This window comes from Pseudoxanthomonas mexicana (assembly GCF_014397415.1).
Classification (GTDB): Bacteria; Pseudomonadota; Gammaproteobacteria; order Xanthomonadales; family Xanthomonadaceae; genus Pseudoxanthomonas_A; species Pseudoxanthomonas_A mexicana.
The window spans coordinates 117,279-131,848 of sequence record NZ_CP060731.1 but is presented as its reverse complement, the minus strand read 5'-3'; the positions used below and the strand labels follow the sequence as shown (position 1 = coordinate 131,848).

The window sequence follows — 14,570 nt, the reverse complement described above, 5'->3', positions numbered from 1 at the left end:
AGCGACCCTGGCGGGATAGGTCATCCGTGCGTCACGGCGGGCGCGTGGGACACCAGCGGACGGTTGGCCAGCTTGCGCAGGGCCACGTAGAAGACGGGGGTCAGGAACAGGCCGAACAGGGTCACGCCCAGCATGCCGGCGAACACCGTGATGCCGGTGACCGAGCGGACTTCCGCACCGGCGCCGGACGACAGCACCAGCGGCACCGTGCCGGCGATGAACGCCACCGACGTCATGATGATCGGACGCAGGCGCAGGCGGCAGGCTTCCAGGGCGGATTCCACGATGCCCTTGCCCTGCAGTTCCAGTTCGCGGGCGAACTCGACGATCAGGATCGCGTTCTTGCACGCCAGACCCATCAGCACCACCAGGCCCACCTGCACGAACACGTTGTTGTCGCCGCCCATGACCCACACGCCGAACAGCGCCGACAGCAGCGTCATCGGGACGATCAGGATCACCGCCAGCGGCAGCGTCCAGCTTTCGTACAGCGCAGCCAGTACCAGGAAGGCCAGTAGCACGGCCAGCGGGAACACCACCAGTGCGGCCTTGCCCTGGGTGGCCTGCTGGTAGCTCAGGTCGCTCCAGTCGATGCCCATGCCGGGCGGCAGCACCTGCTGCGCCAGCTCGGTGACCTTGGCCATCGCCTCACCGGACGACAGCACGCGCGGGTCGGCCTCGCCCAGCAGGTCGGCGGCCGGATAGCCGTTGAAGCGGATCACCGGGTCGGGGCCGTAGGTCTGCTTGATGTTCACCATGCTGCCGATCGGCACCATCTCGCCGTTGGCGTTGCGGGTGCGCAGGTTGGCGATGTCCTCCACTTGGTCGCGGAAGCCGCCGTCCGCCTGCGCGATCACCTGCCAGGTGCGGCCGAACATGTTGAAGTCGTTGACGTAGGCCGAACCCAGGTAGGTCTGCAGCGTGTCGAACAGCTCGGTCAGCGGCACACCCTGCGCCTTGGCCTTCACCCGGTCGACCTCGGCGTCCAGCTGCGGGACGTTGGCCTGGTAGCTGCTGATCGGGAAGCCCAGGCCCGGCGTCTGCGACGCCGCGCCCTGGAAGGCCTGCACGGCGTTCTGCAGTTCGCCGTAGCCCAGGCGCGTGCGGTCCTCGATGAACAGCGACCAGCCCGAGCCGTTGCCCAGGCCCTGGATCGGCGGCGGCATGAAGGCGAAGGTGAAGCCTTCCTGGATGCCGGCGAACTTCTGGTTGAGCTCGGCGGTGATCTGCTCAGCGCTGTTCTTGCGCTCGCCGAACGGCTTGAGGTTGAAGAACACCACGCCGCTGTTGGGGGTGTTGGTGAACTGCAGCGGGTTCAGGCCGGGGAACGCGATCTCGTCCTGTACGCCCTCGACCTCCATCGCCAGCTTCGCCATCTTCTTCAGCACGGCGTCGGTGCGCTCGATCGAGGCGCCTTCCGGCATCTTCACGCCGGCGATCAGGTACAGCTTGTCCTGCACCGGAATGAAGCCGGCCGGCACGGCCTTGAACATCGCGCCCGCGCCGATCAGCAGTACCACATAGACCGCGAACACCGCACCGCGCTTGCCCAGCGCACGCGACACCGCGCCCTCGTAGCGCTGCGAGCTGCGGTTGAAAAAGCGGTTGAACGGACGGAACAGCCAGCCGAACAGGCGGTCGATCAGGCGCGAGGGTCCGTCCTTCGGTGCGTCGTGCGACTTCAGCAGCTTGGCGGCCAGCGCCGGGGACAGGGTCAGCGAATTGATCGCCGAGATCACCGTGGAGATGGCGATGGTGACCGCGAACTGCTTGTAGAACTGCCCGGTCACCCCGGTCAGGAACGCCATCGGCACGAACACCGCACACAGCACCAGTGCGATGGCGATGATCGGCCCTGAGACTTCCTTCATGGCCAGATGCGCGGCTTCGAGCGGGGTAGCGCCATGTTCGATGTGGCGCTCCACGTTCTCCACCACCACGATGGCGTCGTCCACCACGATGCCGATGGCCAGGACCAGGCCGAACAGGGTCAGCGTGTTGATCGAATAGCCCAGCAGGTACAGCACCGCGAACGTACCGACCACCGACACCGGCACCGCCAGCAGCGGGATGATTGAGGCGCGCCAGGTCTGCAGGAACAGGATCACCACCAGCACCACCAGCAGGGTGGCTTCCAGCAGCGTGGAAACGACCGACTTGATCGAGTCGCGCACGAATACCGTGGTGTCGTACACCGAGGTGATCTCGACGCCCGGCGGCAGCGTCTTGCGGACCTCCTCCATCTTGGCGACCACCGCATCGCGGATCTGCAGCGCGTTCGCGCCCGGTGCCTGGAAGATGCCGATGGCCGCTGCGTTCTGGCCGTTGAGGCGTGCGCGCAACGTGTAGTCGCCGGCGGCCAGTTCGATGCGGGCCACGTCGGCCAAGCGCACGATTTCGCCATCGGCGCCGCTCTTCAGCACGATGTCGCCGAACTCTTCGACCGTCTCCAGGCGGCCCTTGGCGTTGATCGGCAGCAGGAAGTCGCTGCCGTTCGGCATCGGCTCGGCGCCCAGCTGGCCGGCCGAGACCTGCACGTTCTGCTCGCGCACCGCGCGCAGCACGTCGCTGGCGGTCATGCCGCGCGAGGCGACCTTGTCCGGGTCCAGCCACAGGCGCATGGCGTAGTCGCCGCCGCCGAACAGCTGGGCGTCGCCGACGCCGGCGATCTTGGCCAGTTCGTCCTTCACGTGCAGGCGCATGTAGTTGCGCAGGTATAGCGAGTCGTACTTGCCGTCCTTGGACACCAGGTGGACGACCATCAGGAAGACCGGCGACTGCTTCTGCGTGGTCACGCCCTGCCGGCGCACGTCCTCGGGCAGCCTTGCCTGCGCCTGCGCCACGCGGTTCTGCACGCGCACCGCCGCCTCGTCGGCATCGGTGCCCGGCTTGAAGGTGACGGTCAGCTGCAGCACGCCGTCGGAGCCGGCGACGGACTTGATGTACATCATGTCCTCGACGCCGTTGATCGCTTCCTCGAGCGGCGTGGCGACGGTTTCGGCGATCACCTTCGGGTTGGCGCCCGGGTACACCGTGCGCACGACCACCGAGGGCGGCACCACTTCGGGGTATTCGCCGATCGGCAGCAGCGGGATCGAGATCAGGCCGGCGGCGAAGATCACGATCGACAGCACGGCGGCGAAGATCGGCCGGTCGATGAAGAATCTTGAGAAGTCCATGGGTGGATTTCCTGGAAAGAAGAAAGAGCGTCCCCGCCGCCTGCCGCGGGAGCGGCAGGCGTGGGTTCCATCATTGCGGTGCGGGTGGCGTCAGTTCTTGGCGACGGCCTGGGTCGGCGCGGGCGCCTGTGCGCCCATCGCCACGGCCTTGGCGTCCACCGGCATGCCGGGGAAGAACACCTTCTGCACGCCGCTGACGATCACGCGGTCGCCGGCGGCCAGGCCCTGCTCGACGATGCGCAGGCCGTCGGCCATGCGGCCGATCCGCACGTCGCGGCGCTGCGCCTTGCCGTCCTTGTCGACCACGTAGACGTACTTGCGGTCCTGGTCGGTCAGCACGGCCTTGTCGTCCACCAGCGCGGCCTTGAACTCGCCGCTGCCCAGCAGGCGCACGCGGGCGTACAGGCCGGGGGTGAAGACGCGGTCGGCGTTGTCGAGTACGGCGCGGGCGCGGATGGTGCCCGTGCTTCGGTCGACCTGGTTGTCGAGGAAGTCGACCACACCCGCGTGCGGGAAGTCGCTCTCGTCGGCCAGCGCGACCTGCACCGGCACCTTGCCGTCGCGTTCGCTCGGGCGTTCGCCCTTGCGTGCCATTTCGGCGTAGCGCAGGAAGGCGCGTTCGTCCGCGTCGAAGTGCACGTGCACCTTGTCCAGCGACACCACCGTGGTCAGCACGCTGGCGGCGTCACCGGCGCTGACCAGGTTGCCGGCGGTGACCAGCGCACGGCCGGCGCGGCCGTCGATGGGCGCGCGCACCTGGGTCCATTCCAGGTTGAGGCGGGCGCTTTCCACTGCGGCCTGGGCGGCGGCGACGTTGGCCTGCGCCTGGTCGGCGTTGGCGCGGCGCTGTTCGTACTCTTCGGTGGACAGCGCCTGCAGGTCGGCCAGGCGCTTGGCGCGCGCGGCCTCGCTGCGGCCCAGTTCGGCCTGGGTGCGGGCGCGGGCCAGCTCGGCCTGTGCGCGCGCCAGTTCGGCACGGTAGCTGCGGGCGTCGATGGTGAAGAGCACGTCGCCCTTCTTCACTTCCTGCCCTTCGGTGTAGTTGACGCGGTCGATGTAGCCGGAGACGCGCGGGCGCAGGTCGACGTGTTCGATGGCTTCCACACGGCCGCTGAACTCGTCCCACTGGCTGACGGTCTTGACCGGCACCGCGGCCACGCTGACCTGGGGCGGCGGGGGCGCGCCCTGCTCGGCGGCCTGTCCGCTGCAGCCGGCCAGCACAGCCAGGGCGAGGATGCTGAAAGCGCCCAGCGCAAGCAGGCGTTGCGAGCGCGGGAGGGAGAAGAGATGCGTGTTCATGGTGGTGGTGGTCTCTTTGGGGGAGAGGAGAAAGCGGCAGGCGAGGATGCGACCTGAAGTCAGGTTGAGGTCAAGCGGAAGATCGAGGCGTTGCTGCGAGGACGGCGGAGCATGCGTTGGCGTGACAGTCAGGCCGAGGCGCGACCGTTGCGCCGGGCGCCGGCGACCGCCCACAGCGTCTCTTCGAAGTCGCAGGCGAGCGTCTGCTCCGGTGGCCTGGCGTCGCGTGCGGACCAGGGGACGATGGACTGCGAGGCGCGGTCGCCGCGGGTCAGCAAGGACACCGCACTGCGTCCGACGGCCAGTGCGTCCGGCCATTCGGCGCAGGCGTTGATGGCGTTCTCGGGCGTGCATACGGGCTTGTCGACCGACAACAGCTGCACGCGCACGCCCAGTGCATGCGCTTCTTCGTGCAGGACCTGCGCGAGCATGCGCATCGCCGCGCCCGTCACCGAGGCGTGTCCGTAGCCGGACCAGCCGCGCTCGGCGTACGGACCGCCGATCAGCACGTAGTTGGCCGCATGCTGGCCTTCGGCGAGCAGCGGCAACAGGTGGCGTGCGGCGGCCAGGTGGGGGATCAGGTCCGCTTCCAGGCGTTCCAGCAGGAAGCTCGCGGGGCGGTCCAGCAACCGACCGCTCTGCGGGGGCGTGCCCATGCTGGCGAACACCGCGCGCAACGGTCGGCCGCGTTCGCGGACCTGTTCGGCCAGGCGCGCGGCATCGCGGTCGTCGTGGATGCACGGCGCATGCAACAGGTCGAGCCCGGGTTCGTCGTCGAAGTGCTCGGCCAGCGCGCTCATGCGAGGACCTTCGCGACCCACCGCCAGCACGGGGCTGCCCGCTTCGAGCAATGCGCCGACCACGCCGAAGCCGACGTTGCCGCCTGCGCCGAGCACCAGCGCACCTGGGGTCAGGCTGTTGCGGCTGAGGCTCATAGCGGGCTCCGCTGGCGCAGCGGCATGACGCGCGCGCTGGCGCCCGTCGTCTTCACGCGCAAACGCGAACGCCCGCCATCGTTGAAGGCGCGCGGCGCGGTGAATTCGCGAAACCCCAACGCCTTGCCGGCGAAGAGTGCACGCGAAACCGGCCGACCCGTCGCGGGGGAGGAGGACGACGGGACGGCCGATGCGCGGAACACGCGGGCGACCAGGCGCACGCCGGCGTCGAGCCAGCGTCGCGCGGCGCGGAGAAAGGAACGAGGCATGCCGCGCAGTGTGGCGGCGCGCCGGACATGACCGATATCCGGATCCTGCGCTTCCGTTGCACGATCCTGCGCCGCCGCGGCGAACGGCTGACAACGGCCAAGGCGCAGGGACGCCGTCGCCTCGGACGGCGTGCCGCTCGTCGGATGGCGATGGGCGACTGTCCCGCTCATGGGACGAATACTCCCGCGACGGGGATAATCCCATCGGCCGGGGCCAGCCGGGCAAGACGCCGGCCAGCGCTGACGACCCCTCCCCGCTGCGAACGTGGCGCCACCACCGGCCCCGCGACTTCCTGCCGGATCAGGTGCTTGGAGCGACGAAACGCTTGATAGGACGGGACCTCCTGGGAGGCGGCCGGGTGGTCCAGAGTCTGGAAGAGGCGGGCGAGCAACATGGCGAGGGAACCCGTGCTGTGACGATGGATGTGACATTACGCCCCCAATGAGGACTTGATTAGTCCTGATTTAGGGGAATAATCATCCCGTCAGCGGGCCAATGCCCCTCCCCCCGGAGTCAAACGATGAGCCACGATCTCAACGACACCCTGATCTTCGTCAAGGTGGTGGAACAGGGCAGCTTCATCGCCGCCGCCAATGTGCTGCGCCTGCCCAAGACCACGGTGAGCCGCAAGGTGCAGGAGCTGGAGACGCGCCTGGGCGCGCAGCTGCTGCACCGGACCACGCGCAAGCTGGGTCTTACCGAAGCCGGCAATGTCTATTACGAGCACTGCCAGCGCATCGCCCGCGAACTGAGCGAAGCGGCGAGTGCGGTCAGCCAGTTGCATGCCGGTCCGCGCGGCTGGTTGCGGTTCACCGCGCCGTACTCGATCGGCATCGACAAGATCGCGCCGCTGCTGGGCGAATTCCACGCCCAGTATCCCGAGATCCGCGTGGAGATGGTCCTCGCCAACGACAACCTGGATCTGATCTCGGGTGAGATCGACGTGGCGCTGCGCATCGGCAGCCTGCCCGATTCCAACCTGGTGGCACGCCGCCTGAGCACGCTGCGCACGCAGGTGTACGCCAGTCCGAAATACCTGGCGCGCTATGGCGAGCCGCTCCACCCCGATGACCTGCAGCACCACCGCGTGCTGGCGATGCAGAAGCACCGTCGCGGAAGCGGCTGGGCGATGACGCTGCAGGGCACCGATGGCGAGCACGACTATCCGATCAATCCCATCCTGGTGGCCAACGATCCGGCCGCACTGAAGGGCGCACTGCTGTGCGGCGAAGGCCTGATGCTGGGCGCCGACGTGATGGTCAAGCCGTACCTGGAGCAGGGCCACCTGCAGCGCGTCCTCGCGGGGTGGACCGGACCGGAGTACGAGTTCAACGCGGTGTTCCCGCGCGGTCACGTGCAGTCGCCGAAGGTGCGCGCGTTCGTCGATTTCCTGGTCGAACGGATGAAGTTCGACGTCGACTACATGATGGAACACTGCCCGGTATACCTGAAGCAGCAGGCCGAAGCGCGCGCGGCTGCGGAGGCCGTGCCGGAAGGCGAGGAGGCCACGGTGGCGATGGGTCGCAAGGTGCTGGCCGAGGTGTTGAGCTGAGGCGAAGAGGCGGGCTGGGGCGGAGGAAGGCCCTCCATCCCGGCTTGCGCCGGGACCACGGCGCTCACTAACGATTCCCGAACGCAATCGCGCGCCGCGCTGGCTAGCATGGGGGGGCATTGCCGGCGTTGCGTTGTCGCCGGGGATGGCCTGCCGCACTGCGTCTCCACCTGACAGGAACCCGCACGATGAAGACATCGATGGCCGTATTCGCGGCCCTGTGGCTGGCGGCCTGTACGCCCGCTACGCCCGATACCCCCGCGTCGACCCGGGACGCCGCGCCGGCCGGTCGCTTCGCAGCGCCCCCTGCCGCCGCACCCGCACCCGCGATCGCCGATGACCCGTCCGCGGTCAACCAGGCCATCGACGAGGCGCTGGGCGACCATGTCCGGTACGAGGCGGTGATCCGTCAGCTCCAGCAGGCGGTGGCGGCGAACGACGCGGCCGCCGTGGCGGCCCTGGTCGACTACCCGTTCGCCACCGTGCGCGACGGCCAGCCGCTGAAGATCGCCGACGCCGAGGCCTTCGTGCGCGACTACGACCGGATCATGACGCCGCCGATTGCGGAGGCGATCAAGCGACAGAGATATTCCGAGTTGATGGTCAACTACAAGGGCGTGATGTTCGGCAATGGCGAGGCATGGGTGAACGGCATCTGCAGGGACGATGCCTGCAAGAACGTGGACGTACGCGTGGTGGCGCTGCAGCCGACGTCGTAATCCGTGATGGAATCACTGTAGGAGCGACGTAAGTCGCGACCGCACGGCCTCGCATGTCATGAAGCGTTGGAAAGGCGGGTACGCTGGAGGCCAGGCGCTTTCCTGCTCATCTAGGGGTGAGGCTTCCGTATGAGGATGGCGTGCGGTCGCGACTTGCGTCGCTCCTACAGAAACGCAAAAAGAAGGGCGGCCATTGGCCGCCCTTCTTCTGATGCATTGCGCGTACGCTTATTCCACCAGCACGTCCACACGCCTTGCTTCGTCGGCATCGCCGCTGCCAGTGGTCTGCGCCGGCTTGTCCAGCGTGATGCGCTCGGCCGCGACGCCATTGACCACCAGCCATTGCTGGATGGCTTCGGCGCGCTGTTTCGCCAGGGCTTCGTTCGCGGCGGCATCGCCGCTGGCATCGTGGAAGCCGGACACGCGGACGCGTGTGGCCGGATCGGCGCCCAGCGTGCCCAGCACGCCGGACAGGCGCGCACTGGTGTCGGCCGGCACCACGGCCGAACCGCTGTCGAATAGGATGCGCGCGCTGCGTCCATCCACCACGTCGGCGGCCGCCATGGGGGCCGCATGCGTGGACGCCTCCATCGAGGTGGCGCTGCCCAGCCAGCCATTCACCGGCAGCACCGGCACCAGCAGCAGCGCGACGATGTTGATGATCTTGATCAGCGGGTTGATCGCCGGGCCTGCCGTGTCCTTGTACGGATCGCCGACGGTGTCGCCGGTGACCGCGGCCTTGTGCGCCTCGCTGCCCTTGCCGCCGTGGTGGCCGTCCTCGATGTACTTCTTGGCGTTGTCCCATGCGCCGCCGCCGGTGGTCATCGAGATGGCCACGAACAGGCCGGTGACGATGGTGCCGATCAGCAGCCCGCCCAGCGCCTGCGGACCCAGCAGCAGGCCGACGATGATCGGCACGACCACCGGCAGCAGCGAAGGCACGACCATTTCCTTGATCGCCGACTTGGTCAGCATGTCGACGGCGCGGCTGTAATCCGGCTTGGCGGTACCCGCCATGATCCCCGGGATCTCGCGGAACTGCCGGCGCACTTCCTCCACCACGCTGCCCGCGGCGCGGCCGACAGCTTCCATCGCCATCGCACCGAACAGGTAGGGAATCAGGCCGCCGATCAGCAGGCCGACGATCACCAGGTGGTTGGACAGGTCGAAGGTGAATACCGTGCCGGGGTGTGCGGTCTGCAGGTTGTGCGTGTAGTCGGCGAACAGCACCAGCGCCGCCAGTGCGGCCGAGCCGATGGCGTACCCCTTGGTCACCGCCTTGGTGGTGTTGCCGACCGCATCCAGCGGATCGGTGATGTTGCGGATCTCCGGCGGCAGTTCCGCCATTTCCGCGATGCCGCCGGCGTTGTCGGTGATCGGGCCGTAGGCGTCGAGGGCCACGATCATGCCGGCCATCGACAGCATGGCTGTGGCGGCGATGGCGATACCGTACAGGCCGCCCAGCGCATACGCGCCCAGGATGGCCGCGCACACCGCCACCACCGGCCACGCCGTCGACCGCATCGACACGCCCAGGCCGGCGATGATGTTGGTGCCGTGGCCGGTCGTGGAGGCCGCGGCGACATGCTTGACCGGCGCGTACTGCGTGCCGGTGTAGTACTCGGTGATCCACACGATCACGCCGGTCAGCACCAGTCCCACCAGCGCGCAGAAGTACAGGTTCATCGCGCCGTAGCTGGAATCGGCCATCAGCTGCGTGGTGATCGGGTAGAACGCGATCGCCGCCAGCACGCCGGACACGATGACGCCCTTGTACAACGCGCCCATGATCGAGCCGCCCCCGCTCTTATCAGCGTTGCCCACTTTGACGAACATCGCGCCGATGATCGAGGCGATGATCGACACGCCGCCGAGCACCAGCGGATACAGCACGGCGTGCTCGCCGGCCTGCGCGACCATCAGGCTGCCCAGCAGCATCGTCGCGATGATGGTGACCGCATAGGTCTCGAACAGGTCCGCCGCCATGCCGGCGCAGTCGCCGACGTTGTCGCCCACGTTGTCGGCGATCACGGCGGGGTTGCGCGGGTCGTCCTCGGGGATGCCCGCTTCCACCTTGCCCACCAGGTCGGCGCCGACGTCCGCGCCCTTGGTGAAGATGCCACCGCCCAGGCGCGCGAAGATCGAGATCAGCGAGGAGCCGAACGCCAGGCCGACCAATGCATGCAGCGCCTCGGCGGTGCCGTAGCCCAAGTGCAGATGGAGGATGGCGTAGTAGCCGGCCACGCCCAGCAGGCCCAGGCCGACCACCAGCATGCCGGTGATGGCGCCGCCCTTGAACGCCACGTCCATCGCCGCGCTCATGCCCTTGCTGGCGGCTTCGGCCGTGCGCACGTTGGCGCGTACCGACACGTTCATGCCGATGTAACCGGCGGCGCCCGACAGCACCGCGCCGACCAGGAAGCCGATGGCGCTGGGCCATGAAAGGAAGAAGCCGATCAGTGCGAACAGCACGATGCCGGCGATGCCGATGGTCGTGTACTGGCGGTTGAGGTAGGCGCTGGCGCCTTCCTGCACGGCCGCCGCGATTTCCTGCATGCGGCTGTTGCCGGCGGGTTGTTTCAGGATCCAGCGCGCAGCCAGCACGCCGTAGATGATCGCCACGCCGGCGCAGATCAGCGCCAGCGTCAAACCGTGTTGTTCCAGCATGACCCCTCCCAAGGTTGATGGATGTCGTCCAGCAGAACGCATGAACACGCAACCCAATCCCGGTGGAGCCTGTTGAACGATTGAGCGCACTCGACCGCTGCGATGGGCTGCAGCACGAAACCCTTGTTCAGACATCCCTGGAGCTGGCCCGAGTATGACCGGATGCGCTGCATGCCGCCAGCGGTGACGGACCGGTTCAGGCTGCCCGTGCCAGCCTTGCGGCCTTGCTCAGGTTTCCGTATCCGTTTCAAGGAGTTGCCATGCGTCAGTCCGTCGCACTTCCGCTGCTTGCCGCATGCCTGCTGGTGGCGGCCCCGGTCCATGCGGCCGAGCCCGCGCCCGAGATCCAGCGGGCAGCCGCCGCGCCGCAGGCGGTGGGCGTCGTCCACAGCCTGCGCCAGATTCCGGAGGCCTGCGCGCGCCTGGAAGGCGCCTTCACTGGCGAAACGGCGCAGCCCTATCGCTATGCCCCCGTGCGCACCAGTCCGCAATGCCAGCCGCGCGCGCGCTTCGTCGATTTCGACAAGGCCAAGCCATCCACCGCAACCGGCTGGAAGCTCAACGACGTGATCCGCGTCCCGAGCGCCTCGTGCCCTTCGCAACAGGCCGTGGTCCGTGTGTGGCGCAAGCCCGGCAGCGCCGCGCTGCCGCCGGCGGACGGGCAGGGCCAGACGCGCATCTACCTGCAGGACGCGAAGCAACAGGCAGCGACCGCAGCGCGAGCGCCCTCGCTGACCCTGTTCGCGGCGAAGCTGGACGTGGAAGGCACCGCCTGCAAATGAAGACGGCGGCGGCCCCGCAAGGGAGCCGCCGCCGTGATGCATCGTGGCCCGGCGTTACTTCTTCGCGGGCTTGAGATCGTCCGCCATGGCGTTGAACGCGGCTTCGTCGGACGGCGAGAGATTCGGTCGGCCCGCCATGAAGCCCATGGTGATCGAGCCCTGCACGTAGTAGGTCTCGCCGGCTTCCACTTCCAGCGTCAGCACATCCTTGGCCTCGGAGTGCACGGTGTACTGGTGCGTGCCCGGCGCGACGGAGGCGACGAAGTAGGTGCCGCTGCCGAGCTTGCCCAGTTCGGTCTCGCCTTCGCGGACCTTGTACTTCACGGCGGCGCCGGTGAACTTCTTCTCGCGGAAGAACACGACCTGTCCCATTCCCTCCGCAGGCGCGCCGACCAGGCGGTTGCCGGAGGCCGACGCCGGTGCGCTGGCGGCTTCCGTCGCCGGTTCCGCGGTAGCGGATTCCGCAGGCGCGGGCGTGGCGGTGGCCGGATCCTGCGCCTGGACGGCGGCGATCGGCAGCAGCAGGGCGAGACAGAGCAGTGAACGGTTCAGCGGGTGGCGCATGCGGCTTACTCCTGATGGTCGGGTGGTGGGGTAGCGGAAGGGGAAGACAGATCCGGCGCCGCGGTTACCGATGTGGTTGGATCGGCCGCGAGTGGATCGGGTACGGACTCGGGCGTGTCGAGCGGGAAAGGTTCGGCCAACTTGGCGGTCGCAGCCGTCAATGCCGGAATCTCGATTTCCTTGCCGTGGATGAAGTGCGCGAACGGACCGATGCCCAGGGCGACACCGAGGGCGACGCCGCTGGTGTCGCGTCCCGCACCGCCGAGCTTGAAGCCGCGCAGTCGCAGGGTGCGGTCGCCCACCTGCAGGCGTCGCGCGGCCAGGATCAGTTCGCCCGGCTTCCCGCCGCCGCGCGACGGTTCCGCGTGGACGATCTCGCCCACGCCTTCGATACCGGCCGGCAGAACGGTCACGCCGTCGAACGTCACCGGCTCCTTCAGGCGGAGACGGAACATGTCGCCGCGCTTGACGCGTGCCGAGCTGATGGGGTCGAGGATCTCGAGCACCAGCGGCGTCCCGTCCGGGAGTACGCAGCAGGTTGTCGGCGGAGCCGGGCCGTCGGCGACGACGGGCGGCGGCGGTGCCGCATCCGTTGCCGGAGCTTCCTGTGCAGCGCTCGACCAGGCGCACAGAATGACCAGCAGGCCCGTGCCCGCGCACTTCCATGGTGTCCGCATATTCCCCCCTTGCCGCTCACGCTAGCGCAAGGTCCGCTCGCCGCCAAGCGGGGGAATCGGCCAATCTTTCGCGGAACGTCGGCGACTCGTGGCGGCGTGGCGACGATTCCATGCAGGCACCACCGCAGGCCCCGGACCGTTGCCCGAATTCACCCTGCGATGAGGTTGGCGCCGCGTTCGGCCAGCAGCGCGCGCAGCACCGAGCGGTGGCAGTGCGACTCGTCCTCGCAATAACAACCCACCGAGAAATCGCTGCCATGCGACAGCGCCGCCAACAGGTCCAGCGTTCGCGCGTTCTCGGGCGTGCCCATTTCGGCACGGTACTTCTTCGCGAAGGCGGCCCATGCCTTGAGCGTGGCGGCCTCCTGCGCCTCCTTCACCAGGTCGGCGCTCGGCGCCAGGTTGGGATACCAGACGTCGTACCAGTCCTGCGAGGCGAACTCGGATTTCGGCACGCCGCGCGGCGGCCTGCGCACGGTGCCGATGCGCAGGCCTTCTTCCCTGGCGCGCGGACTGCCGAGGCGGACGATCCGGATGGCCATCGCGCGGTCACCCCTCCCAGGCGGGCAGCTTCTTCTTCACCGCCACGTTCTTCAACGCCACGTACTTGGGCAGGCCATCGGTGCCGTAGGGCGGGTAGGCTTCGCCGCGGATCAGCGGCTGCAGGTAGGTGCGCGCCTTGTCGGTGATGCCGTAGCCGTCCTTGCGGATGAAACCGGGCGGGAATTTCTTCTCGTGGTTCGCCACCTTCGACAGCGGCGCGGCTTCGATCTTCCAGCGGAACGGTGCGTCGGAGGTGCGCACGATCACCGGCATCACCGCGTTCTGTCCCTTCAGCGCGAACTGCACCGCCGCCTTGCCGACCGCCTGCGCCTGTTCCCAGTCCGTCTTCGAGGCGATGTGGCGTGCCGAGCGCTGCAGGTAGTCGGGCAGGGTCCAGTGCACCTTCAGGCCCAGCTGGTCCTTCACCCGGCCGGCAAGATACGAGGCCACGCCACCCAGCTGGGTGTGGCCGAACGAATCCTTGCCGCCGCCGGCATCGGCGACGAAGCGGCCGTCGGCATGCTGGATGCCTTCGCTGGCCACCACCACGCACCAGCCCACGCGGTCGACGACCTTCTTCACCTGCGCGAGGAACTGGGTCTCGTCGTAGGCGCGCTCGGGGAACAGGATGATGTGCGGGGCGTCGTCCGGCGACTGCCCGGCCAGTCCGGCGGCTGCGGCCAGCCAGCCGGCATGCCGGCCCATGGCTTCGTAGACGAAGACCTTGGTGGAGGTTTCCGCCATCGCGGCCACGTCCAGCGCGGCCTCGCGCACGGAGACGGCCGTGTACTTCGCCGCCGAACCGAAGCCGGGGCAGGTGTCGGTGACGGCCAGGTCGTTGTCCACCGTTTTCGGCACCCCGATGCAGGTCAGCGGGTAGTCGAAGGCCTGCGCCAGCTGCGAGACCTTCCACGCCGTGTCTGCCGAATCGTTGCCGCCGTTGTAGAGGAAGTACCGCACGTCGTGCGCTTTCAGCACCGCCAGCAGGCGCTCGTACTTGGCCCGGTCGGCCTCCAGCGATTTCAGCTTGACCCGGCAGCTGCCGAAGGCGCCGCCCGGCGTATGGGCCAGGGCGCGGATGGCGGCGGCCGATTCCTTGCTGGTGTCGATCAGGTCCTCGCGCAGGGCGCCGAGGATGCCGTTGCGTGCGGCCAAGACCTTGATTTTCCGGGCCCGCGCTTCGGTAATGACGGCGGACGCAGAGGCGTTGATGACGGCGGTGACACCGCCGGACTGCGCATAAAGTAGGGTGCCAGAGGCCATGTGGGGTTCGTTCCGGGGTGCGGGGATGCGGTAAGCTTCACACAGATGACGCGGTGCAGCGCGGCGCCCGGCGCCTGGCGCGATTCACCGCCCGCAGGATTCCAGTTTGGGAGTGACAGC

Annotated in this window: 12 protein-coding genes and 1 pseudogene; 3 read left to right on the top strand and 10 right to left on the bottom strand. The window is 68.2% G+C overall.

The window, feature by feature from the left end:
• Positions 1 to 20: 20 nt before the first annotated feature.
• The 4 genes from IAE60_RS00635 to IAE60_RS00620 all read right to left on the bottom strand — a co-directional run bounded on the left by IAE60_RS00635 (position 21) and on the right by IAE60_RS00620 (position 5,853).
• Complete coding sequence (locus IAE60_RS00635; protein ID WP_187573462.1) at positions 21 to 3,179, bottom strand: efflux RND transporter permease subunit; 3,159 nt, start codon at positions 3,177 to 3,179, stop codon at positions 21 to 23.
• Positions 3,180 to 3,269: 90 nt separating this feature from the next.
• On the bottom strand, positions 3,270 to 4,478 hold the full coding sequence (locus IAE60_RS00630) for an efflux RND transporter periplasmic adaptor subunit (protein WP_187573461.1): 1,209 nt from the start codon (positions 4,476 to 4,478) through the stop codon (positions 3,270 to 3,272).
• 128 nt (positions 4,479 to 4,606) lie between these two features.
• Entirely contained in the window at positions 4,607 to 5,413 is an 807-nt protein-coding gene (locus tag IAE60_RS00625) for an SDR family NAD(P)-dependent oxidoreductase (protein ID WP_185894232.1), read from the bottom strand.
• Positions 5,410 to 5,853 (bottom strand): hypothetical protein, encoded by a 444-nt coding sequence (locus IAE60_RS00620; RefSeq protein ID WP_187573460.1) that lies wholly within the window; start codon positions 5,851 to 5,853, stop codon positions 5,410 to 5,412. The genes IAE60_RS00625 and IAE60_RS00620 overlap by 4 nt, the downstream gene beginning before the upstream one ends.
• A gap of 350 nt (positions 5,854 to 6,203) precedes the next feature.
• On the opposite strand from IAE60_RS00620, the gene IAE60_RS00615 reads away from it, so the two are divergent.
• On the top strand, positions 6,204 to 7,235 hold the full coding sequence (locus IAE60_RS00615) for a LysR family transcriptional regulator (protein ID WP_187573459.1): 1,032 nt from the start codon (positions 6,204 to 6,206) through the stop codon (positions 7,233 to 7,235).
• Positions 7,236 to 7,423: 188 nt separating this feature from the next.
• On the top strand, positions 7,424 to 7,954 hold the full coding sequence (locus IAE60_RS00610; protein WP_187573458.1) for a hypothetical protein: 531 nt from the start codon (positions 7,424 to 7,426) through the stop codon (positions 7,952 to 7,954).
• A gap of 228 nt (positions 7,955 to 8,182) precedes the next feature.
• On the opposite strand, the gene IAE60_RS18680 is transcribed toward IAE60_RS00610, so the two are convergent.
• Together IAE60_RS18680 and IAE60_RS00605 are read right to left on the bottom strand one after the other, a co-directional pair.
• Entirely contained in the window at positions 8,183 to 8,518 is a 336-nt protein-coding gene (locus tag IAE60_RS18680; protein ID WP_244966689.1) for an OmpA family protein, read from the bottom strand.
• Between the two features lie 60 nt (positions 8,519 to 8,578).
• Positions 8,579 to 10,621: pseudogene (locus tag IAE60_RS00605) on the bottom strand (sodium-translocating pyrophosphatase); the annotation flags it as partial.
• Between the two features lie 260 nt (positions 10,622 to 10,881).
• Between IAE60_RS00605 and IAE60_RS00600 the strand changes: the two are divergent.
• Positions 10,882 to 11,403 carry a hypothetical protein gene (locus IAE60_RS00600; protein ID WP_187573456.1) on the top strand — a complete coding sequence of 174 codons (522 nt, stop codon included), beginning with the start codon at positions 10,882 to 10,884 and terminating at the stop codon, positions 11,401 to 11,403.
• Between the two features lie 54 nt (positions 11,404 to 11,457).
• Here the strand turns inward: IAE60_RS00600 and IAE60_RS00595 are convergent, their stop codons facing one another.
• The 4 genes from IAE60_RS00595 to IAE60_RS00580 form a co-directional block, all read right to left on the bottom strand.
• Complete coding sequence (locus IAE60_RS00595) at positions 11,458 to 11,967, bottom strand: DUF2846 domain-containing protein (RefSeq protein ID WP_187573455.1); 510 nt, start codon at positions 11,965 to 11,967, stop codon at positions 11,458 to 11,460.
• Between the two features lie 5 nt (positions 11,968 to 11,972).
• A complete protein-coding gene (locus IAE60_RS00590) occupies positions 11,973 to 12,644 on the bottom strand; it encodes a hypothetical protein (RefSeq protein ID WP_187573454.1) in 672 nt (223 codons plus the stop codon).
• Positions 12,645 to 12,793: 149 nt separating this feature from the next.
• Complete coding sequence (locus IAE60_RS00585; RefSeq protein WP_187573453.1) at positions 12,794 to 13,186, bottom strand: DUF488 domain-containing protein; 393 nt, start codon at positions 13,184 to 13,186, stop codon at positions 12,794 to 12,796.
• Between the two features lie 7 nt (positions 13,187 to 13,193).
• A complete protein-coding gene (locus IAE60_RS00580) occupies positions 13,194 to 14,450 on the bottom strand; it encodes a 6-phosphofructokinase (RefSeq protein ID WP_185894223.1) in 1,257 nt (418 codons plus the stop codon).
• Between the last annotated feature and the right edge of the window lie 120 nt (positions 14,451 to 14,570).

Excerpts from the sequence above, each read along its gene's own strand:
- IAE60_RS00620 (WP_187573460.1), bottom strand. The coding sequence starts at position 5,853 with ATGAGCGGGACAGTCGCCCATCGCCATCCGACGAGCGGCACGCCGTCC.
- IAE60_RS00630 (WP_187573461.1), bottom strand. The coding sequence starts at position 4,478 with ATGAACACGCATCTCTTCTCCCTCCCGCGCTCGCAACGCCTGCTTGCG.
- IAE60_RS00615 (WP_187573459.1), top strand. The coding sequence starts at position 6,204 with ATGAGCCACGATCTCAACGACACCCTGATCTTCGTCAAGGTGGTGGAA.
- IAE60_RS00600 (WP_187573456.1), top strand. The coding sequence starts at position 10,882 with ATGCGTCAGTCCGTCGCACTTCCGCTGCTTGCCGCATGCCTGCTGGTG.
- IAE60_RS00595 (WP_187573455.1), bottom strand. The coding sequence starts at position 11,967 with ATGCGCCACCCGCTGAACCGTTCACTGCTCTGTCTCGCCCTGCTGCTG.
- IAE60_RS00610 (WP_187573458.1), top strand. The coding sequence starts at position 7,424 with ATGAAGACATCGATGGCCGTATTCGCGGCCCTGTGGCTGGCGGCCTGT.
- IAE60_RS00635 (WP_187573462.1), bottom strand. The coding sequence starts at position 3,179 with ATGGACTTCTCAAGATTCTTCATCGACCGGCCGATCTTCGCCGCCGTG.
- IAE60_RS18680 (WP_244966689.1), bottom strand. The coding sequence starts at position 8,518 with ATGGCGGCCGCCGACGTGGTGGATGGACGCAGCGCGCGCATCCTATTC.
- IAE60_RS00590 (WP_187573454.1), bottom strand. The coding sequence starts at position 12,644 with ATGCGGACACCATGGAAGTGCGCGGGCACGGGCCTGCTGGTCATTCTG.
- IAE60_RS00585 (WP_187573453.1), bottom strand. The coding sequence starts at position 13,186 with ATGGCCATCCGGATCGTCCGCCTCGGCAGTCCGCGCGCCAGGGAAGAA.
- IAE60_RS00625 (WP_185894232.1), bottom strand. The coding sequence starts at position 5,413 with ATGAGCCTCAGCCGCAACAGCCTGACCCCAGGTGCGCTGGTGCTCGGC.
- IAE60_RS00580 (WP_185894223.1), bottom strand. The coding sequence starts at position 14,450 with ATGGCCTCTGGCACCCTACTTTATGCGCAGTCCGGCGGTGTCACCGCC.